The following is a 23,288-nucleotide window of genomic DNA, read 5'->3' as shown; positions in this document are numbered from 1 at the left end:
CATATAATATGATGAACAGCGCGATAACGCCCGCATTGTCGTCAGATGATAACACGACAATGGGGATAAATTACAATGTAGAGTGAGTCGTCAAACGCTGGTTCTTACGTGGATCATCACGTTTGAATAGGTCTTCGTCAAACTTGAAACGTAATCTAAAGTAAGCGCCTTCCATAGTGCTATCGTCATAAGCGATGTCTTCATCCTCAAAGCCCATGAAGTTATAACCTAGTGACAACCAAAGATTGGTCATCGGGCTATAGCCTACTTCCGCACCCAGCATATAAGACATATCATCTGCTTGTTTGTTCCAATAAGTGCCTGCTTGCAAGCCCACATCCCAGCGCTCACTGATGTCATATAGACCACGAGCATAAAGCGCATGGGCTGTATTGTCGCTACTGATATTATCAGCATCAAACTGAGTATATTTACCCGCGTAACGGCCTGATAACGTCAACGGACGCGTTGGATGATAGTTACCACTCAATGACCAAATAACGGCGTCTTTTTGATAGGCGTCATCGCCCGTACTGTTATCATCTAAGCGATACTCAAGCTTGGCTAACATGTCTAACTGATTGCTATCATAATCACGATAGGCAGCTCCTAGCTGGAAACGATTAATCGTGCGATTGCCATCGTCATAATTGACGCGTGAGTAGATGTCTTTGGCCAACAGAGTCACATCATCAGTATAGCGATAAGCAATACCAGCGCTACCTAGCAATGTGTCACTGGTCTCACCCCAACGCTTCTCAAAACGCGCCGAGGCTTTGTAATCTTCTTTCGCAAGATACTCTACACCAATGCCAGCTGCCGTTGCGGTGTTCTCGGTATCGCCCTCTAATGATTCAACACGCTCAAATAAAGTATTGATGGTTAAACCTTGCTGGACATACCATTTGTTCTTAAGCCCAATGGCCGCTTCAGCTTCGCGGGCACTGATAGCATCGCGCATGCGGTATTCGCTATAGACTTTGCCGTCTGTCATGTAGTTGGCGTCAAAACCAAATACGGTACGCTGGCGTTCTTCAGTATCATCAAGACCATAGCTACCAGATAGACTGTTGATCAAGTCATGACGGGCGTATAGGCGACCTAAACCACCTAGCGGCGTCTCGCCTCCGATGGAGGTGGCATTACGATTACTGTTATCAATATCTTGCTCATATTCTGCAAATACTAAAGAGTCATTGAGCTTGGGTAACCGTGCCGTGATACGAGCGCGGGCGGTAGTACCTTCAATATCTTTTTCAGAATCACTGACATTATTTAGCGCTGATTGATTGATAATATCGTCATTAAAGATGGTGTTGTCAGTCACATCTACGACGTCTGTTACCGCTTGGATATTGCGTGAAGCCGCTGTCGCATCTTGCTTATAATAACGTAAGCCAATCTCGCCAACGATGTTGGTGCTCAAACGCTGTTCAATACTGGCTAAGACACCTTGGCGGCTAGCATCAGTGGTATGATCTTTAGTGCGCACGCCTTCTAGTTTTAGCGCGGTCTTTTTATCATTAATTAAATGAGTGACTTCGACGCCCGATTCAGCGCGCCCAGCAGTCTGCGGCGAGGCACCAGTCACGAAACCTTCGTCAGTATCGTTATAATAAGCTTTGGCACGAGTGTTTTTCTGGTTATCAAAGTCAAGCTCGATACGCAAGGCATTACCTTCTGCGTCCTGACCGTCTAATTCTGTCGCATTGATTTGATTGCTTGGCTGAAAATTTGGATTCTCAGCTTTATTCATCGCGTATTCAGCGACCAGTTTTAGCTTATCGTTAAACTTGATAACGCTGTTGACGCTAGCCAGCTCTTCTTTGTTAAGAGGATCAGCACTGTTGACATAGCTACCACCGATGGCGACTTTATCAGTCAACTGCTGCTTGGCAGCAATGCCACCGACCAAGTATTTTTCGCCGCCTTCATCTACTTCTACAGTGACTCGTAGATAAATAGGGTTGCCATCGATGTCTTGGCTAGCGATAGGGGCTTTTAAAAATAAGCTGCGACTGATAGGGTCAATTTCATAATCAGCAAAGCGGGTAAGGGTCTCACGGCTAATGATCAAGCCTGGATTGTTGGCGTCACGAGTGATCACTTCGACAGTTTCTGAGTTTTCTAATACGGCATCAAAGTTTTCAGCCAATGGATAAGGGCCTGAGATACCAAGACCACGAGTCTCATTGACGCGCTGGCTGGTACTCGTCTCCGCGACAAAGGCGGTAATGCGAGTATTGCTATCTTCATACTGGGCTTTTAGGCCAGTCAACGTACGGTTATATTGACCTAATTTAATACCTTCATCGTTATCGATTTGAGTTTTTAAGTCGCCATACATAGCAAATGAGCGGCCCTTGTCCAAGCGCACATAGAGTTTGCTGGTAGATTGCGCATCAAAGCCCTTGGCTGATGAATCACCATAGACAGGATAGTATTCACCAGGCTCGATATCACGGAACAGACGCTCGCCTTTTTTGTCGCTGTCATAAGCCAAAGTGAGCAGATAATCGCCACGTACTTTGCCTTTAAGGAACATCGCGGCGCGACCAGAAGCGGTATAGTCATCGTTACCAGCGAAATCATTGAGCTCTTGCTCAAAAGCGCCTTGGGCGTCAGTAATGCTGCTGCCATCAAAGTCTTTAAGTGAGATCGCGCCTTCGACGATGCCGACGGCAATGAGAGGACGTAATTGCGCGGTAAATTGTAACGGGATAATCTGTTTACTGCTACCAGTGTCGATGACCAACTCACCTTTACCCGGTACACTCGGTGCAGTCACGGGTATGAGTAGCTCACCACCTGAGACAATAACTTGCGTACCAGCTTGATCTTTACTGCTGTCATTAAGATTGATACGGCCGATATTGGTATCGATAGTGATAGGTGTTGAGGCGATATAAGGACGGCCATCACGGTCTTTTAGGCTAATAACGACTTGATAATCGCTAACGCCATCTGCCGGTACTAGCTGCGCTTGAGTGCGATAGTCAATGGCTTGTAAATTGTCTGGCGTTGATACTTTAATGGTTTGCTCAGAGATAATTTTGCCATTCACGTCAGTAGCGACACCGCGCAAGATATTGTTGCCACGCTTTAAGTCGACGGCATAGTAATCAAAGGCAGTCACATTCTGTTTTTCTTGCTCAGCTGTTTTGCCGATTTGTTGTTCTGATACTGCTTTTCCATTGGCATATAGTGTAAATATTGAACCTAGTGGCGCTTGCACCTGTACCATTTGTTTATAAGTGCTGAGCTGTTGACCTTCGTTTAAATTGATAAAAGCCACGTCATTGTTAGCCACTTCTTTGAGATATTCTTCCAGCTCTTTTTCTACTGGCGGTGCTACCGTAGTGACGGTCATATCAACACGATTGGCGGCTGGATTGATCATCTCATTGACGATAGCAGAGTCACAGTTGCTGCCCAGATCTAAGTCGCCATTGATGTTGCAGCCACTGGCGTCTACATTATCATCGTAGTCACGATTGTAGTCACGATTGTAGTCACGATTGTAGTCAGGATCTAGGGTTAGCTCGGTTTTTACTGCTTGCTCAAGGCTATCATTCTTAGCGCTTACTGATTTGCTACGAGCGACAAGCTCTGTATTCAAACGCTCAGTGCTATCGCCCATACCGACCACGATACCGAAATCGGCACGATGTAATTCGCCATATTTTAAATCAACGAAACGGCTGCCAGCATCGCCCGCATTGCGATTACTTTGGGTGACCATCTCGGTTGAGTGAGGGATGGTGGTGCGGTCAACTTTTAAGACGTGAGTTTTGGCACTGACACCATAAAAGTTATATTTACCTTCAGGATCAGTCACGACAAAGTTACCGTTTTCCATGTAGATACGCACGCCTGCAACGCCAAGTTCGCCATCTTCTTTTTGTTGAATGCCATCACGGTTGATATCGTGGTAGACCTTACCGATGATGATGCCATCAGTATTCATGACGCCGCGCTCTACTTCAATCTTCCACTGTGCTTCTCTTGAAACTAAGCTTTTACCTTGCTCATTGCTAGCAACGGCAGTCGCGCGGTTGATGCCATCACCGCCCAATGATGAGGAACCGATTAAGACACGGTAAGTAATTTTTTTACTGTCGCCATTTGCCATATTACCTAAATTTAGCACCTGATATTTACCATCAGCTTTAAACTCAGTGGTTTGCGCTTGGTCGATATTGATATCAGCAGTTTGGTTGATACGTACACTACCATCTACATAAGCAAAACCACGTGGTAGGGCGTCTTTTAGTTGTACATCGTAAGCGGTAGAGTTGCCACTATTGGTGATATTGATGGTGTAACTAACATAATCACCAAATTCAGCGCTTTTAACGTCGCTTTCTTTGGTGACGACTAAGCTTGGGCTATCATCGACGATATTGATTTGTGTATTTAAGTCATCTATACGTACGGTGAAGTCACCTTCGCTTGGTAGCTGCTCAGCGCCAGTGCCGACAGAAGGCGCGATACAGGCGTCTAGACTCGCAGTCAACGTGTCATTTGCTAGAGTCTGAATAAATTTGTCATTGATAGCATTGGCATTGTTTTGTGTTGGTGCTGATAGCTGATATTTACCAGTACTATTGCCCGTCTCAATCGCTTTCAATGCGTATTTGTCACCCGTCAATAAAGAGGTAATCGTGACCCATACTTGATCTGGCTTATCTAGTTGAACGTTACACTGCGCATAGCTGGCATCGATATAGACGTTTTCATCGATTTGTGAGGTGGTTTTGTTTGCGTCAAATTTAGGAGTTGTAAATTTGATTTCAGGCTCAACGATGATCAGTCTATCAGTCACGTTGACACTCGATACGGATGGGTCTTCTAGAACGACAGCGCCAATTTTAATATCTGCAGTATCGCCACTTTTGCCGTTAGCATCTGATAAAGCTTGCACGATAAACTGGATACTTTCACTGTGTCCAAGTTTGATTTGTGCGCTTAAATTATCGAAAATAACTTCAGTATCACCACTATCAACGACGCCGTTTTTATTTAGATCTTGATAGATTTTTAAGTTTGAGAGCGTTGGAGATACAGCTAATGTTAGCTCAACAGTCTGTTTGCTATAGCTGGTATTGCTTAGGACATTTACCCAGTTGACCAAGGCGTTAGGCATAACGGTGAGTAACGGCTGTTGAGTGAGTTCAATACCGTATTCAGGAAGGTCTGAGGCTTTGACTTGTACTTGGTTTGAGGTGCTAGATATTGTGACGTCAGTCTGGTTATTGACGTTATAGCTAGCATTTGCAATATTGTTGATGATTTGCAGATTAGGATTTGCTGCATCAGCTGCAATCGCGATATTTGATTGCATAAGCAACATTGCCAATGACAGCGCAGAGATCTTCGCTGAACACAATGCAGTACGATTAGACGGTGTCATGGTAGATAGAGTCATATGTCGCTTATCCAATAAAATATCAGTGAGGGTAAGGGTAGAGATTCTCTAGCTTGGCTAATATAAAAGAATTAGGTCAAGCTAGAGGGGATCTACAAGCACTCGAAAATGCTCATAAATTGATACTTACTATTTAGTTAGTGCCTGATTGTGAAGGTTTTACAGAGAATCTGATATTTACTGTCTCTTGCGGATTTAAAGTGGCAAAAATCCCTTTGATTAACGGAGCAGCAATTTGAGTTGGTGCAGTCACTGCTTTTGAAGGAGTAAAGTTGCCCTGATACGTAACAGATGACATCAATGTATCTGAAATTGCAAGGTTACTAATAGCTCTATTACTTTCAGTAAAGGTATTTTTCGCTTCTAATTTATAGAAGATACACTGTCCAGAAGTTGCGGTAGTAGCAGTGCTCGACCAAGCAGCATTATTATCAGCAGGTAGTGCTGCCTCACAATTAGCAACTATCTGGTATTTCTGTAAATTAATACCTTGCATAGTAGTTTTCGAAGTAGTGCTGACATCAACAGGTTTTGGTGTACCATTTACTGACCCTTGTGGTAATACCGCTAAGGTCAAGGTTTCAGAGTCATTAATGTTGTTTTTGCCACCTACAAGATTACTACCAGTACCAGAAGTTGATACTTGCACACCTATTTTAATAGCATTAGCTGTACCAGCAGCAAAACCTGTTGTTTTTGCTTGATTTAAATCGTAGGTATACTCTGAAGTCGTTCCAACTTGAGTGCCAGTAAGTTCTATGTCGCCAATATTAAAAACACCGTCGTTATTAATATCTGCAAACACCCGGGCTATGCTAATGTCAGTGTTATCAGTAGTACCATCTACACCATTAATTTTACTAGCAGTAGGCTTAACAGAGAATGTAACAGAATTAGCGGTTGCTGCTTCTGTAATATCAGTACCATTGTTAGTGATAGTGTAGATATAAGTATTGCCAACTTTATTTTCAGTATTAGGTGTTAACAAAGGCACTTCTTTATTAACTCCTTCACTGATAGTTATAGAACGAGTCTGGTTTGTAGTGGTTACTGTCGCATTAGTGTTATCGTCTTTACCTGGATAAGGACCTGTGCCTACTGGGTTTTCATAGTTCACTTCTGCAACACCAGCATTGGTTTTGTCATTTGAGTGATCAATTAAATCAGGAGTGTTAGCATCAACATCGTTTTTAGTGTTGTCTTTAACGGTCGCATAGTTTGAGAAATCACTAGTTGAAGTAGCAGCACTAGATTTTTTAGCACGGAAAGTGATGGTAATTACATCGTTTTTAGCGATATCAACATTCTTGAATGTTATTTTATTAGTCGAAATCTCTGGAGTTACGGTAATAACAGCGTTATTACGTTTTATGACTGGAGCAGTATAAATATCCGTTTGTGTAGAAGGGACTAGTGTTAAACCGTTAGGTAGAGCATCTTCAATAGTGACTGCGGTACCATTAATGTTACCTTCGTTTTTGACCGTAATAGTATAATCAATATAAGCGTTGGCATTATTAAGATCTAAGTTTTTGTTACCAAGGTTAGTAGCTGCCGATTTAGTAATAGCATAGACAGGCGTAGTGGTTTTTGCGTTGTCTGTATTAGACGCTGTATAGGCTGCAGGCGTACCTGTATTTTTAGCTTTTAAATAAGCACTTTCAGCACTAACTGTTAAGATACCGTTTTTATCCATACTACGTGCAGTGTTAGCAGTCGCTACAATTGTGATACTCGCAGTTTCGTTGGGTGTCAAAGTAATAGCAGTAGTAGCTTTTCCATTAGCATCAAGTGTAATGTTCTGAGACGTGCCATTGCTAGTTTTTGTATAAGTGACTACATAGCCACTATAATCAAAATCATCTCCGTTAACATTTTTTAAATCTAAAATATAGCTATCATTTACGTTACCTTCGTTCTTTAAGGTATGTGTGAAAGTAGCTGTTGAATTAGCTTGTGGATTGATAGGAGTATTAACGTTGTCATTAAGTAGGCTAAATGAGCTAAGCTCATTGACCTTGACTGTTACTTCATTAGAAGTAGCGGTTTGCGACTGGTCGTTACCAGCAACCTTATAAGTGGCTTCTGCTTTGTTAGTGACATCGAAACTACCTGTGCCAGTACCGCCAGTAGGCTTAGCCGCCATAGCCCCAGTAGAGATACCCATCACCGCAGCAACACCAACGGCTAACAGGCTATAATTAAAATTATTTGATTTCATATAGATATCCTAAAATTAGAAGAGCAAGATTTTGTGAGTTGAAGGAGAGGTCTAGTTGACGATCGTGTTAAGTGCCACGGCGGCAGACTTCTGTGCTGGTAATAACTTGATATTCCAGCGCAGGGTACGATATTCAGAAAACGGAATTTTAACCATTTTGCCATCGACTTTACGCATCAGTGGCATATCGGCATAGTTCTTGCCATCGATACTGGCTTGAGCACTGGTAGGATTAGCTTCACCAGTGAAAGCCATATTGGCAGGGATAGGTAATACGACCGCCAGATCTTGGATATCTTTGTTAATAATATTGCTGTATGTTGCCTTATACTGAATGACCGTACCCGCTGGAGCATTACGAACTGGTAGATAAGAGATCTTACCTTCGGCGTTTTTGGTGACTTGATTGGCTGTTAAATCCATTTTTAAGGCATCATTGGCGTGAGCAGCACTTAATGCTATTACCGACGCTAAGCTTGCTAATATGGCACTGCGTAAAAAATTAAAACCTTTCATATCGTATTCCTTGCTTAAACCATTATTATCAAGTCAATCTTGACTTCGTCCCATGCAATGTAAAAACTGCAATCAACTATGAATAAGAGATGCTGATAAAGTTAGAATTGTTCCTTAATGTGATTGTCACGCAAACAATACAAATATTCACCACAAAAACGACAAATGGTATTTTGGAGTACACAAACGGTAAAAGCCCTATCTATAGAGATAGGGCTTTTGTCAGTAAAAAATATTCTTTAGGGTTGATAATATAGCAAGGGGGAATAGTTACTAAGGATTCACAGTAGTGCCGTATTTGGTGTTGAAATAAAAATCACTTTTAGTATTTTTTTGCAACATCAATGCAGTAGTTTTGACCGTACCATTCAAACCAAGAGCGACACTATCAGTAGCATAACTGCCATTATTATCGGTAGGCGCCACACGTATAGACGTTACCTGTGCATTATTTACCCCTTTCTTTTGAAGCACATCACTCATGATAAAGTCATTAATAGCAAGATTGGCGCGATTGGTCGCGGTTATCTTATAAGCAATACACTGCTGCGGAGTGATATTATTTTGGATAGGATCCATACTGAACCCAGTTCTTGGATCGCCAGTCATAGGAACTGAGGCGTAAACTAAAGTACCGGCATTGCAATCATTTACAAACTGGTACTTCTGCAGAACCAAAGCTGCATTCGCAGCGATGACTCTACCAAAGTTGTTATTAGGATAATTATAAGTGGTTGCTGAGAAACCAACATTTCTGCTCTCACTACTAGTGCGAATAGGATAAGTAGCCCCTGTTCGACTCTCTACCAAACAAAGATTAGTATTATTAGCCAGTGTTGTTTTAGGAATACTGATTTGATACTCACCGACAGAAGCCCCGTTTCTAATTACCGATTGGGTTGGATAAGTAATAGAGTTGTTTGCGCAATTGGCTAATCTTACATTACTCCCACTAATACCTAATTCCTGAGGGGTATTAAATACACCGTTAAAGTAGTTTGGTTTATTAAAATAGGTACCACTAGTAATATTGGCGTTATTAGCATCAGCTTGGGTATCAGTAATACCACCGTTATCATCAAATACTGTACCAGAGAATATATACTGAGGAACATAGCAGTAATTGTCTACTCGAAAATCAATTTCCTGATTAGTTGATGTACGAAGATACCCTGTATTGGAGTAACGAATTTTAACAGAACTAACTGGCTGAGAAAATTGTACAGATCCTTGACATTGGGTGCCAAGATTTTTGGCTGGGCAATTAGGGTCGCTGACTGTTCTAGTTAACAAGCCTTGTAAAGAGTCGCTGAATGTAATATTTGAGCCAGTTACAGATTTAAAGGTGCCAGATATAGTAGTCCCAGCTTCGTTTACTCCAGTAATTTGTACAAAATCATCAAAAGTGTTGCCATTACTATTCGCATAATCAATATCAAAAGCGCTAAGAGCAACATTAGTTAAAAAAATTGGTTGAGTAGTTATACTATTACGAAAATCAAGATTAATATCGGTGTAAGCAGACGTATTAGGGAATGTACGTCTGACATTTATGGCTCTAACACTATCAAAATCAGTGACAGTAAGAGCATTCAATGTAGTGTTCGAGCTAGACTCTTCAGTGCTGATCTTAACCTGCAATGGAATACTGCCAGAAGCATTACCTGCAACTTGTACAAAGTTTCCTAATGAAGATATTAAGCTATTATAGTCATTATTGGTTAAACTACCCTGAGACGCCCCTGCAATACCAGTACAAGTAGCCCCAGGATTAGTTGCAAGCGCATAGGATGAGTTGCTCGCAGCAAGCAAAATTATTGCAGCTATCAATGCCAGCACCCGATATATATGTTCACTGAATAGTTGTGAAATTATTGAATTTAGAACGTATGGCATTTTATGCATATGATTATTCCTATAAGAAGCTAAAACTTGCTATAAGCGTTTAACTAGTTCTCAATTATTTCACTAACTAAACTAATGTGTATATTACGTAACTTAACATATTAAGCAATAATTTCGTAAAAGTCCTACGAAATGGATGAATGGCAGATATTTCATGACCAGCTACAGTATCTGGTTATAGATGTTAGCTTGTTAGCAAATAATCCTTATATTTCTTTGAAACATTTCTAAAAAAACTAATGATTATTTATTTCAAAAATACTTGTCATATCACCATTTCTTTACAGCTATAAACAACAGCAGCATAAGAGCCTATAATAAAGAGTTATTATCATTTGATAATTGACTATAAAAGTTGGGTTAGCATTTTATTATCTAACCACTTTTAAATACTCAGTTCATATGCGATAGATAGTAGCGCTGTTTTTATTTTGGCTATGTGAGGCTGCTCCAGATTATGAGTCGGTCAAATACTGCTGCATAACCGCACCCTACTATAAATCTCACTTCTTAAAATTAACAAGGAAGTCATTGAGAAAATTATTCCCGCACGACAATATTGAAGTAACACTTTGATTTAATAATATCCTGTCTTCGGGCAGGACTGACTGATAAAAAAGGACAATAGTGATGAATTATTATAAGGATGCTGATAGCACCGAAACCCAAGAGTGGCTGGAAGCGTTTGAATCTGTTATTAAACATGCAGACAAAGATCGTGCTCAGTTTCTGCTAAAAGCTTTATACAATATGGCAGTTCAAGAAGATTTGCCGTTCAATCGTCTCGATACCGCTTATATCAATACCATCGCCGTTGAAGATGAACCGATGTACCCTGGCGACCTAACCATTGAGCGCAAAATCCGTGCTTTGATTCGCTATAACGCATTGGCCATGGTCATGCGCGCGAACAAAAATGACGACGATTTGGGTGGTCACTTAGCAACATTCGCTTCTAGTGCCACGCTATATGAGACAGGTTTTAACCATTTTTTCCGTGCTGCCAGCGATCATTTCGGTGGTGACATGATTTATTATCAAGGTCACTCAGCACCCGGTATTTATGCGCGTTCTTATTTAGAAGGTCGATTGACTGAAGATCAGCTGGATAATTTCCGTCGTGAAGTCGGCGGTAAAGGCTTATCAAGCTATCCGCATCCGTACCTCATGCCAGATTATTGGCAGTTCCCAACCGTATCGATGGGACTTGGTCCGATCATGTCGATTTATCATGCCCATGTACATCGCTATATGGAAAACCGCGGTCTGCTAGAGAAAGAAGGTCGTAAGATTTGGACATTCTTGGGTGATGGTGAAACGGATGAGCCAGAAAGTTTAGGGGCTATTTCTCTCGCTGGTCGTGAAAAGCTAGATAACCTAATCTGGGTCGTCAACTGTAATTTACAGCGTCTTGATGGTCCAGTCCGTGGTAACGGTAAAATTATCCAAGAGCTAGAGTCTGTATTCCGCGGCGCTGGCTGGCGGGTGATTAAAGTTATCTGGGGTGGTAAATGGGACAGCTTGCTTGCCAATGATAAAACGGGCGTGCTCAAACATCGTATGGAAGAAGTGGTCGATGGTGAGTATCAGCTATACGAAGCCCGTACAGCTGAGTTCACTCGCAAAGAGTTCTTTGGTAAATATCCTGAGTTGGAAGAGATGGCTGATGCGCTATCTGATGAGGATATCTCGCGCTTGAATCGTGGTGGTCATGATCCAATGAAAGTTTATGCCGCATTCAGTGAAGCGATGAAAACCAAAGGTCAGCCAACCGTTATTTTAGTCAAAACCGTTAAAGGCTATGGCTTATCGGCTCAAACACAAGCGGTCAATAAATCACATCAGATTAAGAAACTCGATCAAGAAGCGTTGATGTATTTCCGTGATCGCTTTGATTTGCCATTTACTGACGAGCAGCTAGAGACGCTACCATTCTATCGCCCTGAAGAAGGTTCAGCGGAGATGAAGTACCTTAAAGGTCGCCGCGAAGCGCTAGGTGGTCATTTGCCAAATCGCCGCAGTGGTCATATCCCATTGAATATTCCTGAATTGTCGATGTTTGATCGGGTATTAAAAGGCAGCAATGGTAAAGAGCAATCAACGACGATGGTATTTGTGCGCTTATTGTCAGCCATGCTAAAAAACAAAGACATCCAAGATCGCGTCGTGCCGATTGTACCTGATGAAGCACGTACTTTTGGTCTAGAAGGTATGTTCCGTCAATTGGGTATCTACTCTGCAGTTGGTCAAAAATATACGCCAGAAGACAGTGAAGCTTTGATGGGCTATAAAGAAGCCATCGATGGTCATATGTTAGAAGAAGGTATCAACGAAGCAGGCGCAATGAGTACGTGGATTTCGCTTGCAACCAGTTATTCTGTGAACGCTTTGCCGATGATTCCGATGTATATTTATTACTCGATGTTCGGTTTCCAGCGTGTGGGTGATTTGGCTTGGGCGGCAGGCGATTGTCAAGCACAGGGTTTCTTACTGGGTGCAACCGCTGGTCGTACTACCTTGAACGGCGAAGGCTTGCAGCATCAAGATGGTCATTCGCAGATTTTATTTAACGTTGTTCCTAACTGTGTGACTTATGATCCTTGCTTTGGTTACGAGCTAGCGGTTGTGATGCATGATGGTTTACGTCGTATGTATGGTGAAGGAGAACGCGTTTATTATTACTTAACGCTAATGAACGAAAACTACGAGCAACCTGAGATGCCAGAAGGCGCGGAAGAAGGCATCAAGCGCGGTATGTATTTGCTCGAAGATAATGGTTCAACCCAAGTGCAGCTATTAGGCTCTGGCGTTATTTTACGTGAAGTACAAAAAGCGGCGCAGATTCTAAAAGATGAGTTCAATATCACCTCCAACGTTTGGAGTGTGACCAGCTTTAACGAGTTGACTCGTGACGGCATGGTTTGTGATGATTACAACCGCTTGCATCCAATGGATGAAGAGAGAGTGCCTTGGGTCACTGAGCAGTTAGCGCCGCATGAAGGTATCGTAGTCGCCGCGACGGATTATATGCGCAATTATTCGGAGCAAATCCGTGCTTGGTTGCCAGATAATCGTCCTTATACGACTTTAGGCACAGATGGCTACGGTCGTTCTGATACTCGTGAAAATTTGCGTAGTTTCTTCAATGTGGATGCGGCTCATATCGTGGTTGCGACGCTCAAACGCCTAGCGGATGAGGGTGAAGTCGAGATGCGTTTGGTGAAAGATGCCATCTCAAGTTTAGGCATCGATGTGGATCAGCCACCTGCATGGCAACAACAGCCTTATTATGATCATTCTCCTGATGCACCAGCACCTGGTAATGTCAATCCAAATCCTGTCCCTGAATTTGTCGCTGAAGATGATGATGAAATCAGCAACGAGGGTCGGGCTGAAGATCAAGCGGATGCGACTTTACTTAATAACGGTGATGTCAAAGAATAATAATCATAAGACTAGGAGATAAATCATGGATATTAAAGCCCCCGATTTGGGTGTTGATAGCGCCGAAGTCAGCGAAATTATGGTAGAAGTGGGTGATGTCATCGCAAAAGATGACAACATCATTCTATTAGAATCTGACAAAGCCTCAGTTGAAGTACCAAGTTCCGCTGCTGGCAAAGTCACCAAAATCAGCGTTGCTGTTGGTGATCAGGTCAGTGAAGGTATGGTACTGATTGAGCTTGAAAGCGTAGAAGACAGTGCAGAAAGCAATGTAGACACTAAAGAAAATAGCGCTGCTGACGAGAAGCAAAAGGCAGATGAAACGGCTGCTAAACCAGAAACAAAACCTGAGCCTGCGGCAACTGAATCAGCCTCGTCTGACTCTAATGACAAGCCTGCGTCTAACGCTGGTAAATCGACCACTCATGCATTGCCAGATTTAGGTGTCGATGAAGCCCAAGTTTCTGAAATCATGGTCAGTGTTGGTGACATCGTGACTGCAGATCAATCAATTCTATTGATTGAATCTGACAAAGCATCGGTAGAAGTGCCAGCGCCAGTCGCTGGTAAGATTGAAAAAATCTTAGTTCAGACTGGTGATATGGTTGCTAATGGTCAAGACTTTATCGTTATCATGAGTAGTGGTGCAGATGCTGCTGATGAAAGTGAGTCTACATCAGATAGCGCTGAGCCAAAGCCTTCAGCACCAGCCAAAGCAGAAGAGAACTCTGCTGCTAAAACAACGGGTGAGCCAAAACAGGCAGAAAAATCTACAACGCCTAATGCGGTCGCTAGTAAGCCAGCTGATAAGTTGACTGAAGCACAGGTCAATGAAAAGTTGGTTGACGTATATGCAGGTCCAGCCGTACGTAAGCTGGCGCGTCAGTTAGGTGTCGATATCACCCAAGTGAATGGTTCGGCACTAAATGATCGTATTCTAAAAGAAGACTTGTTTGCGCATGTTAAAGAAAGCCTAAGCACTCAAAAAGCGGCACCTGCCAGTGGCAATGTAGCCAGCGCTAGCCTGCCAAGCTTACCTGACATGAGTAACGTTGAGATTTGGGGTGAAACAACAACCCAAGACCTTAGCCGTCTACAAAAAGTCTCGATACCGCAGCTCAACTACAATACCTTGTTGCCACAAGTGACCCAGTTTGATTTGTCTGATATCACTGAGACAGAAAAACTGCGCGGCGAGCTAAAAGGTAGCATGAAAGCTGAAGGTATCGGCTTCACGATTTTAGCGTTCGTGGTCAAAGCGACGGCCTATGCCTTAACGCAGCATCCACGCTTTAACAGTCATTTAAGCGACGACAATACGCAAGTTATCTTACGTAAAAGCGTCAATATGGGCATCGCGGTGGCAACGGATGATGGTCTCATCGTACCTGTTATCAAGAATGTGCAGGATAAAGGCTTGAAGCAAATCGCCATTGAAATTGGTGAACTTGCGGTAAAAGCGCGTGACAAAAAACTCACTACTAAAGATTTGCAAGGCGCAAGCTTTACCATATCAAGCCAAGGCAACTTGGGTGGCACTGCCTTTACGCCATTAGTAAATTGGCCTCAAGTGGGTATTTTAGGCGTGTCTGAGGCAAGTATGCAGCCACGTTGGGATGCTAAAAAGCAAAGCTTTGAGCCGCGTCTCATGTTGCCATTATCATTGTCTTACGATCACCGTGTGATTAATGGCGCAGATGCTGCCGTATTTACCCGCTATATCGCAACATTGCTGGCTGATCCGCGCCGTATTTTGCTATAAGAATCGTTTGTACTAAAAGGCTCTGAAAAAAGAAGACTGTCTTAGGATGGTCTTTTTTTATGATTAAAATTTGATACTAATAGTCACCAGATTTTTAGCAGTTAATGACTTTAGCACAATCGTTTTTATCTATAATTTTTTTATCTATAGTCATTGCCGCTTAAACTTTAAGCACAAAAAAGCCGGCGATTAAGCCAGCTTTTTTTATTCACATTGCTTTATGTTATATTAGAAAGTCTTAACAAAAGCAACGCCATATACCCAAGGGCTGATGTCAACTTCACCAAGTTCAATGGTCTCACCATTAGCTTTTACGCTGGCGTCTGTTTTGATGTCCATATAGCGAGCATCAATACGGAAGTATTCAGTTGGGGCAAAAGGTATGTCAAGACCGATGTGACCAGCAACGCCGACGCTATCATCAAGTTCTAATTTTTCGAAAGCATCGCTATAGATTTTTTCTTTAAAGAAAGTCGTATAGTTCACACCAACACCAACAAATGGCTTCACATTCATAGGCATGTTGTAGCCATCGAAGTGATACTGTACCGATAGAGTCGGTGGTAAATGCTGAGTTTTAGCATCGATAGTAGCATCGCCAGCAGTTAAGGTAATGTCATGATGGAATGGTGTAGCCGCTAGTAATTCAATACCAATGTTATTGGCAACGAAATATTCGCCGCTAATGGTTGGTTGAACATCACTGTCTACGTCGACACCAATAGTGCCATCTGCCAGAGTACCGTTATCGCTCTTTGGGTCAACCATGTGAGCGCCAGCAGCGACAGACCAAGTACCAGCTGGTACAGCAAATGCTGTGGTCATAGTAAGTGCAGCAGCAGTGGCTAAAACTAGGGATTGTAGTTTCATCATTTGATTCCTTAACGTGATAGAAGATTATCGGTGGCTATCTAACGAGGGATGACATTAGGTACCGATACACAATGTTATGATTATTGACTAACCTGTAACATTACAACGCCATTATAATACAAAACCATATTTACTGTAAGGTTTTAAATGCATGTTAATGGCTTTTATGGCATAAATTTACCGTAAAAGGTATATTTGTCGAGGTAATTAAAAATTACTTGGGACAGTTAGTGTTTGTGAGGCAGGACTTAGATTCTATCATACCGATGTTATACAGAGGCACGGCGCTAGAATTTGGTCGATAGTCAATGATGCTAAACTCTCGCTGATACTTTTAGCGTATTAAAATGTCAAAAACTTAGAGCCGGTAATGATAGTCTCATTACTTTTCGAATGAATAATGAGAGTGGGAAAAGAGGGGTAATATATTATGCTTGGCTATTGTAGTAATTCTCCTCTACGCTGCACAAACGCACGTTCTGTGACGATATTGGATCGCATGGACTCTTGCTGTCCTGAATGCAACTTATTTTTGCTGCCTGCTCAAGATATCAGTCAGCAATTACGCGCTGACGAACGATTTTTACGCTTCGCTATCATCGCCATTGTGCTGATGCTAATTTTGTTTGCCTACATGTATTATTTAAATTTAGTATAATCACCGATCATGATTCATACTAAATAAGCCAGTCCTATCACTAGTAATGCTTTAAGAGCACTACATCGTCAAGTAGTGATGGGTATGAAATACTGATGGTGACCGAGCATTAATGTCATATTCTGTGATGACTGCTTTATTATATTAATATAAGACCGGTGTTTCACCGCATAGGGACGGCATGCTATTCCAATCTATACGGCGCTTGCGTCTTTTCGTATACGATATTCTGCAAAATGATGAGCACGATACGCTGTTTAGCCGTTGCGTTGACTACTTTTTAATATTTCTAATCATGACCAATGTAGCAGCGGTCATTGCTGAGTCGGTTGACAGTTGGTATTACCCTTATCAGGAGTATTTTACTTGGTTTGAAAATTTCTCTATCGTGGTGTTTTCTATTGAGTATTTGCTGCGTTTGTGGAGTGTGGCCGAGGAAAAACCAGATGACACTACTTGGCGTCAGCGTTGGGAGTGGTTGAAAAGTCCTTCTGCGTTGATTGATTTAGTCGCCATTGCGCCAGCTTTCCTGAATTTCTTTGTTACGATTGATTTACGCTTCTTACGTATTTTACGTTTATTCCGCATTCTCAAACTGACACGCTATTTTGCTTCGTTACGCATCTTATTGGTGGTCATTAGTAAAGAAAAAGGCTCATTCCAAGCGGTTATTTTTATTTTAATAATTATGATTGTGACGGCATCTAGTGGCATTTACTTGGTTGAAAACCACGCCCAGCCAGAAGAGTTTGAGTCGATACCTAAAGCGATGTGGTGGGCGGTGGTGACGCTAACGACGGTGGGCTATGGCGATGTCACGCCGATTACCAATGCGGGTAAAATATTGGGTGCGGTTATTACCATATTAGGTGTGGGTCTGGCGGCATTACCTGCAGGTATTTTAGCGACTGGTTTAGCAAATGAGCTTGCTCAGCGCCGTGAAGAGCTTGAACAAGACTTTCGAGCGCAGCTGATTGATAGCGATTTTGATTTGGTGAAAAATCAGATGATGATCGATAAAATTCGCCGTGAGCTGGGACTGGATAAAGAGCAGGCGCAAAATATCGTATTGCAGGTATTACGCGAACAAGAGCTTGAGCGCCGCGAAAGAGAAGTGGAAGAACGACAAAAGAACTTTTGCCCACATTGCGGTGAGCCACTGTAAGTCTTTTATAGTAATTATTTCAGGTTTCAAAAAATGGGTGTTTAACAAAAGGGTGCAATGTTATCAGAACGTTGCACCCTTTTTATTAGCAATAAACGGATATTTTATGGTATTTAGATAGCTTGTGGAATGGGTAGCGCACGGGCCAATTCATGGGCGACTTGCTGCGCCGCCGTTGCTAAATCTTCGGCAGTAAGGGGTAAGTTTTGTAGTGTGAGATGCCAATCATCCACTTCTCGGCGTAAATGTGCCACCCACAGCGTCGTGCAATCACGTGGCAGTTGCTTTAGATTGACTTCAAAGCATCGATTGCCTTCATCATCGCTTAGATGAATCTCGCCTTTTTTGACTCTTGAAAACGGATGACCGTGGTAAGAGTTGGCTATCATAGCAATGTGGGTGATATGTGCTGGGATTTTATCTAAGTAAAGCCTGATTTGCTCTTGGTCAAGAGGTGCCAAATACATCGCTTGTTCGCCGCGATCTTTGCCATTGAGACTGTCGCCTTGATGTTTCACTGATTCCGCTTTATCGCGCAATTGTTTGAACCACACGATATCACTGATGGTGCAATTGTCGTCATATAGTACGCAAGCCAAATCAATATCAATAGCGCTCTGGTTTTTTTTAAAGCGCTTAAACATGCCTTTTGGCTCAATCTTGGTAAATTCATAGTTTAGCGCAAAAAATAAGGTTCCCGCGTCTAAGCCCAGTCCTCTTAAACTGTCTGACAGTAATGGCAATGAGGTAGTGGTCGGCATAACATTCCTTATCTACTTTCGTTCTTCATTTTTAAATAATGGTAATCGTCTGAATACGGTTAAATTTGAGCATCATTACTCGCAGTTGTTATTTATGATCAAAAAACTTATCCAATACGGCTTGATGTAACAATGCTGGTTTGGCATTCAATAAACCATTGCCAAAACCACGCAACCACCAAACCAGTTGTGAAGTTAGGTTGACAGTGGCTTGAATAGTCAGCGTGTCATCATCCAACGTAACAGTTTGGTCGTCACTGAGCTTGCTTTCAGTCAGGCTTTTGCCCGCTTGTTTGGTGAATTGTAGCTCAATAGCGGTGTTTTTGCCATGATTAGGCAGCTCACCGAATAAGGGGTGGCTAAAGCCCATACCACCCGCATCCAAATAATTATCGAGTTGGAAACTCTCAGGTGTTTGTGCGGCGCTTTCAAGAATGTCAACGCTAGCAAATCGATGTAGGGCAAAGGTACGAATGGTAAAGTTTGGATCATCAGTACGAGTTGCCAGCAGATAAATAATCACACCGCGCTGGATAATAGCGATGGGATTCAAAAGATATTCACTGGCCTGTGATTTATTGCTGCGTGTGTAGCAGGCTTTGATTTGTAATTGATAAAATAGCGCATGGTAAATATTGTCTTTGCTATCCAAGTCAATATGCGGCGCGATTAGTGGCTGAGTGGCAGGCTCAATACGCACTCTGTCGATCCATGAATGGGTGACTTTACTGTTTTTTAGCTGCCGCCTTGCCAAGTCAAACCACGGAAATAATTCATCTAAAATAACAGGTGGTAGTAGCTGAGTTAGATTGGCTTCAACCATATTAAAGGCGACTGCTTGCGATAGATTCATGTGCGGTAAGCTTTGGAGTGGCGCGTCATCACGCCAGCGCCAGCCTTGTGGGTTGGCGTTGTTTTTTTCTATAGGAAAGCGTTTTGCTAGCGCATTTAAGTCGCGTTGAACAGTGCGTAGGCTGATGTCAAAACCTGCCATCATCAGCTGCTCGTAGATATGGGTTGTGCCCACCCAGCGGTTGCGCTGTAGTTGCGATAGCACTTGCCACTGGCGCGCCGTCGTCGCCGCGCCATGGCGATTATCGTTGTTATCTCCTGAGACATGACTGTCCGCTGCCGCTACAGTATTAGCTTGCTCAACAGAGTTCGTTTGAGCATGAGAGTGGTCGGCGTCAGTAGAATGTACAGTCATTAAGCGATAACCTTTATGAAATTACGAGTTGGCTTTTGTATAGCTTAGCGGAGTATTAACCATTCATCATCGCAGAAAAGTATCGTAGCGTCTAGGGCATGTCTTCAATTAGCACACTGACTTATGGATTGGTTTTGATACAGCTAAATTTCACTATAAATCAGCTTATATGGCGTCAATGGGCGTTTTAGTGGCATTCTTATCGATACCTTGATTGATGCTTTGGTTGATACCTTGATCATCATTTATACTGACTTCGTTGTGCTCCGCCTTGTCTTTGTGTTTTTCCTTTTTTCTCTTGTCCCGTTTTTTTTGACGTTTTGCTTTCTGCTTCTTTTTATCTTTCTTTTTGGACTTTTTATCATCCATACCATCGTCATTGTTATCTTGATTTTCATCCCATAACATCAGACGACTTAAAACTTTGCCAAACAACGTGTCTTTACGATAGCGACCTTTCTTGTTCATGGTATCGATAGGCAAACCAGTCATCAGCGTCAATGCTTCGCTCAGTGTATAGACACCATAAATATGAAATTCGTTCGCTTTGACGGCAGCAATGATGTCGTCACGCAGCATGAGCTGTTTGACATTGGCCATTGGAATGACCACGCCTTGCTGCCCAGTCAATTCTTGCTCGCGGCATGCATCAAAGAATCCGGCGATTTTAGAGTTGATGCCACCAACCGCTTGCACTTCGCCCAATTGGTTCATAGAGCCAGTAATGGCAAATGATTGATCAATCGGGACGTTTGCTAAGGCAGATAGCAGCGCACAGCCTTCGCTGACGGTAGCACTATCGCCATCGATATGGGCGTAGCTTTGTTCAAAAGCGAGCGAGGCGCTAAAGTTGAGCGCATGATGTTGGCTGAATAATGCGCGCAAATAGCTGGTCATAATCAGCATGCCTTTGGCGTGTAAACTACCGCCCAAGTCTACATCACGCTCGATATCGAGAATCTCACCTGTACCGATATTTGGTTGAATGACGGCAGTCAAGCGGGCGGGCATGCCAAACTCGCTATCGGCATAGCTGACCACTGTCAGCGCATTGACTTGTCCGACAGCGCTGCCTTGAGTTTGAATAAGCTGCTGACCGTTTCTTAGCTCATCCCAATAGAGGTCACGCAGGTATCCTGAACGCTCGTCCATATCATCGATGGCTTGTGTGACATGATAGGCATTAACAATGTTTTTTCCGCTTAAATGCGCGTGGCGGTTAGACTCATGCAACAGCTTGATTAATAAATCACTGTGCAAGCTTAAGCGGTCTTGGTCTTCTGCTTGTAAGCTTAAATGCTCAAGTAGGGCAGCTTGCGCGCTACGATCAAACGGATAGAGATTGGCATAGTCAATGATATCAGCCATTTTCGCGACTAACGCCAATTCGTGCTCACTGCTGCGAGGCACGTCATCGTGAAAATCCGCACGTACTTTAAATACCGCATCAAACTCAGGCTCAAGCTCTAACAGCTCATAATATAAGTCTGCTTCACCAAGCAAAATCACTTTAACATCAAGGTCAATGGGGGCAGGTGCTAACGATAAGCTGCCTGTTAAGGTCAGCATTTGTTCAAGGCTTGAGAGTTTGATTTTGCGTGATTGTAACGCCCGCTTGAGACCCTGCCAGGCATACGGATGCTCAAGTAAGTGACTCGCTTCTAATAGTAAATAACCACCATTAGCACGGTGTAGAGCACCCGCTCGAATCATACTGACATCAGTGGTGACCGTGCCCAATTGGGTGATTTGCTCGACATGACCTAACAAGTTCAAGTGCGTCGGTAAGTCCTCAAAGATGACGGGTGCACCGTCGTCCGGCATGTGACTGACAATGACGTTGACCGCATAGCGACTTGGGGTCGTGGCCAAAACTGCCGTTACAAACTCTTCGTCATCGCCATTGACGATGCGCTCGACATGCGTAACCATGTCGGCAAATACGGTCTTGAGATAGTCAATGACCAGTGGGTGACTGGCAAATTGCTCATAAACAGGGGCAAATAACGGTTGTAATGCACGACGTGCAATATTGCGATGCAGGGCTTCTATCGCATCATTGGCTTCGTCCTCTAACTGCTCTAACGCGATGGTCAACTGACTTAAGCGTTTTTGCATATGGTTTTTTTGGACAAAGTTATTTAGCTCAGCTTCGTATTCACTATTGCCGTATTCAGTATTGTTTTTATTCTGCTCTGCATTTATAGGATCGTTATACTCGGTGCTAAGAATGCTCGGTTCACTACTATTATCGCTCACGGATTTATTTTTGTTGCTAGCAGATGGTTTGTCATTACTACCACTAGTTTCTGTCGCGAGTTGACTGGGATGTACAAACACCGCTTTATTATCAAAGGAGCGAAACGTCAACGCCAAATCATATTGTTTGCCTTCTGCATTGAGCACATCATAAGCCTGACTTTCTTTTTGATGCGTGTCATTTTTGATTGCTTCGATTTTGCTTTGATATTGATCACTACGAAAGCGTTGGCTCAATCGCTTTTTGGCTTGTTGCCATAAGTGAGTGACTTGCTGCTGCAATAAAGAGGCTTGCCCAGCAGGTAGTCGCAAGGCTAAAGGGGTACGTGGATCGGTAAAATTATGCACATATACCCAGTCGTCAGGTGTGGGTGCATCGGCGGCAATACGCGTTAGCAAGCGGCTGATGACGGTGCGTTTGCCCAAGCCATTTTCACCAGCAGCAAACACATGATAGCCACTGGCTTTGATATCCAAAGCTGTTTGTAAGGCTTTTAGTGCACGCTGCTGACCAAAGCCAACGTCTAGATCTGGTGCCGTGCGAGTATCCGAGGGCAATTCATCAGGATCGCTATAGCGTTTTAGTTGCTCAGCGGTGACAAGGCAGCGCTGCTTGATATCAATAAAGCATGGATGCGGTGCATTCGGTGTTGCTGATTTGGTGCTTTTTAATTCAATGATGGGTGTTGCCATATTATTAGCGTCTTTTTTATTAGCGTCTCTCGATAATTGAGAGGTAGGGATGTGTGGCTGTTTGGTCATAGGTATAAATTATATCGTTTGTGGAAAGTGGCGTGGTTATTAAGTGTTATTAAGTTTACTAATGAGTGCTAATACTTGGTTTTTTCTAGTTAATTTGCATCGTTCATAAAAACATCTTACAAGATAAAACGGTGTTTTAAATAAATCATTAAAAGCAGTTTTGTATCATTAGCAGGCTCTGTCAAAACCGCCTATATAAGTAATCATTCATCATCCATTTAAGGCGATTAAAGAACAATAACGCCTCAATATAGGCTCAGATAGTATAAGATGTCTCACATTGGCGCAATCTGCAACTATTCAATGGGCAGACTGCATGATAAAATA

Annotated in this window: 11 protein-coding genes; 3 read left to right on the top strand and 8 right to left on the bottom strand. The window is 42.8% G+C overall.

Annotation, left to right across the window (positions count from 1 at the left end; translation table 11 throughout):
- Positions 1-70: 70 nt before the first annotated feature.
- From ACT3S4_RS04865 to ACT3S4_RS04850, 4 genes are all read right to left on the bottom strand, one after another.
- Entirely contained in the window at positions 71-5,428 is a 5,358-nt protein-coding gene (locus ACT3S4_RS04865; protein WP_444760579.1) for an SdrD B-like domain-containing protein, read from the bottom strand.
- Between the two features lie 133 nt (positions 5,429-5,561).
- The gene (locus ACT3S4_RS04860) at positions 5,562-7,649 is read right to left on the bottom strand and encodes a hypothetical protein (protein WP_444760578.1); all 2,088 of its coding nucleotides are present in this window, start codon (positions 7,647-7,649) and stop codon (positions 5,562-5,564) included.
- 51 nt (positions 7,650-7,700) lie between these two features.
- Positions 7,701-8,165 carry a hypothetical protein gene (locus tag ACT3S4_RS04855; protein WP_060490843.1) on the bottom strand — a complete coding sequence of 155 codons (465 nt, stop codon included), beginning with the start codon at positions 8,163-8,165 and terminating at the stop codon, positions 7,701-7,703.
- 273 nt (positions 8,166-8,438) lie between these two features.
- Positions 8,439-10,070 (bottom strand): hypothetical protein, encoded by a 1,632-nt coding sequence (locus tag ACT3S4_RS04850; protein ID WP_444760577.1) that lies wholly within the window; start codon positions 10,068-10,070, stop codon positions 8,439-8,441.
- Positions 10,071-10,700: 630 nt separating this feature from the next.
- On the opposite strand from ACT3S4_RS04850, the gene aceE reads away from it, so the two are divergent.
- Together aceE and ACT3S4_RS04840 are read left to right on the top strand one after the other, a co-directional pair.
- Positions 10,701-13,514 (top strand): pyruvate dehydrogenase (acetyl-transferring), homodimeric type, encoded by a 2,814-nt coding sequence (aceE, locus tag ACT3S4_RS04845; protein ID WP_444760576.1) that lies wholly within the window; start codon positions 10,701-10,703, stop codon positions 13,512-13,514.
- 25 nt (positions 13,515-13,539) lie between these two features.
- Positions 13,540-15,276, top strand: a complete 1,737-nt coding sequence (locus ACT3S4_RS04840; RefSeq protein ID WP_372861050.1) for a 2-oxo acid dehydrogenase subunit E2 — start codon at positions 13,540-13,542, stop codon at positions 15,274-15,276.
- Positions 15,277-15,504: 228 nt separating this feature from the next.
- Here the strand turns inward: ACT3S4_RS04840 and ACT3S4_RS04835 are convergent, their stop codons facing one another.
- Complete coding sequence (locus ACT3S4_RS04835) at positions 15,505-16,146, bottom strand: OmpW/AlkL family protein (RefSeq protein WP_109590148.1); 642 nt, start codon at positions 16,144-16,146, stop codon at positions 15,505-15,507.
- Positions 16,147-16,988: 842 nt separating this feature from the next.
- Between ACT3S4_RS04835 and ACT3S4_RS04830 the strand changes: the two genes are divergently transcribed.
- Complete coding sequence (locus ACT3S4_RS04830; protein ID WP_087814355.1) at positions 16,989-17,972, top strand: ion transporter; 984 nt, start codon at positions 16,989-16,991, stop codon at positions 17,970-17,972.
- 113 nt (positions 17,973-18,085) lie between these two features.
- On the opposite strand, the gene ACT3S4_RS04825 is transcribed toward ACT3S4_RS04830, so the two are convergent.
- From ACT3S4_RS04825 to ACT3S4_RS04815, 3 genes are all read right to left on the bottom strand, one after another.
- Positions 18,086-18,733 carry a TerD family protein gene (locus ACT3S4_RS04825; protein ID WP_201559782.1) on the bottom strand — a complete coding sequence of 216 codons (648 nt, stop codon included), beginning with the start codon at positions 18,731-18,733 and terminating at the stop codon, positions 18,086-18,088.
- An 88-nt stretch (positions 18,734-18,821) separates the two neighbouring features.
- Complete coding sequence (locus ACT3S4_RS04820; RefSeq protein ID WP_201559783.1) at positions 18,822-19,940, bottom strand: helix-turn-helix transcriptional regulator; 1,119 nt, start codon at positions 19,938-19,940, stop codon at positions 18,822-18,824.
- A gap of 165 nt (positions 19,941-20,105) precedes the next feature.
- Positions 20,106-22,961 (bottom strand): ATP-binding protein, encoded by a 2,856-nt coding sequence (locus tag ACT3S4_RS04815; RefSeq protein WP_201581184.1) that lies wholly within the window; start codon positions 22,959-22,961, stop codon positions 20,106-20,108.
- Positions 22,962-23,288 lie beyond the last annotated feature (327 nt).

The organism is Psychrobacter sp. AOP30-A2-5 (assembly GCF_052378115.1).
Taxonomy (GTDB): domain Bacteria; phylum Pseudomonadota; class Gammaproteobacteria; order Pseudomonadales; family Moraxellaceae; genus Psychrobacter.
The sequence above is the reverse complement of the archived record's forward strand: the minus strand, read 5'-3'. Positions and strand labels throughout refer to the sequence as shown.

Coding starts and splice junctions, on each gene's coding strand:
- aceE (WP_444760576.1), top strand. CDS start 10,701: ATGAATTATTATAAGGATGCTGATAGCACCGAAACCCAAGAGTGGCTG.
- ACT3S4_RS04865 (WP_444760579.1), bottom strand. CDS start 5,428: ATGACTCTATCTACCATGACACCGTCTAATCGTACTGCATTGTGTTCA.
- ACT3S4_RS04840 (WP_372861050.1), top strand. CDS start 13,540: ATGGATATTAAAGCCCCCGATTTGGGTGTTGATAGCGCCGAAGTCAGC.
- ACT3S4_RS04860 (WP_444760578.1), bottom strand. CDS start 7,649: ATGAAATCAAATAATTTTAATTATAGCCTGTTAGCCGTTGGTGTTGCT.
- ACT3S4_RS04855 (WP_060490843.1), bottom strand. CDS start 8,165: ATGAAAGGTTTTAATTTTTTACGCAGTGCCATATTAGCAAGCTTAGCG.
- ACT3S4_RS04830 (WP_087814355.1), top strand. CDS start 16,989: ATGCTATTCCAATCTATACGGCGCTTGCGTCTTTTCGTATACGATATT.
- ACT3S4_RS04850 (WP_444760577.1), bottom strand. CDS start 10,070: ATGCATAAAATGCCATACGTTCTAAATTCAATAATTTCACAACTATTC.
- ACT3S4_RS04835 (WP_109590148.1), bottom strand. CDS start 16,146: ATGAAACTACAATCCCTAGTTTTAGCCACTGCTGCTGCACTTACTATG.
- ACT3S4_RS04820 (WP_201559783.1), bottom strand. CDS start 19,940: ATGACTGTACATTCTACTGACGCCGACCACTCTCATGCTCAAACGAAC.
- ACT3S4_RS04815 (WP_201581184.1), bottom strand. CDS start 22,961: ATGACCAAACAGCCACACATCCCTACCTCTCAATTATCGAGAGACGCT.
- ACT3S4_RS04825 (WP_201559782.1), bottom strand. CDS start 18,733: ATGCCGACCACTACCTCATTGCCATTACTGTCAGACAGTTTAAGAGGA.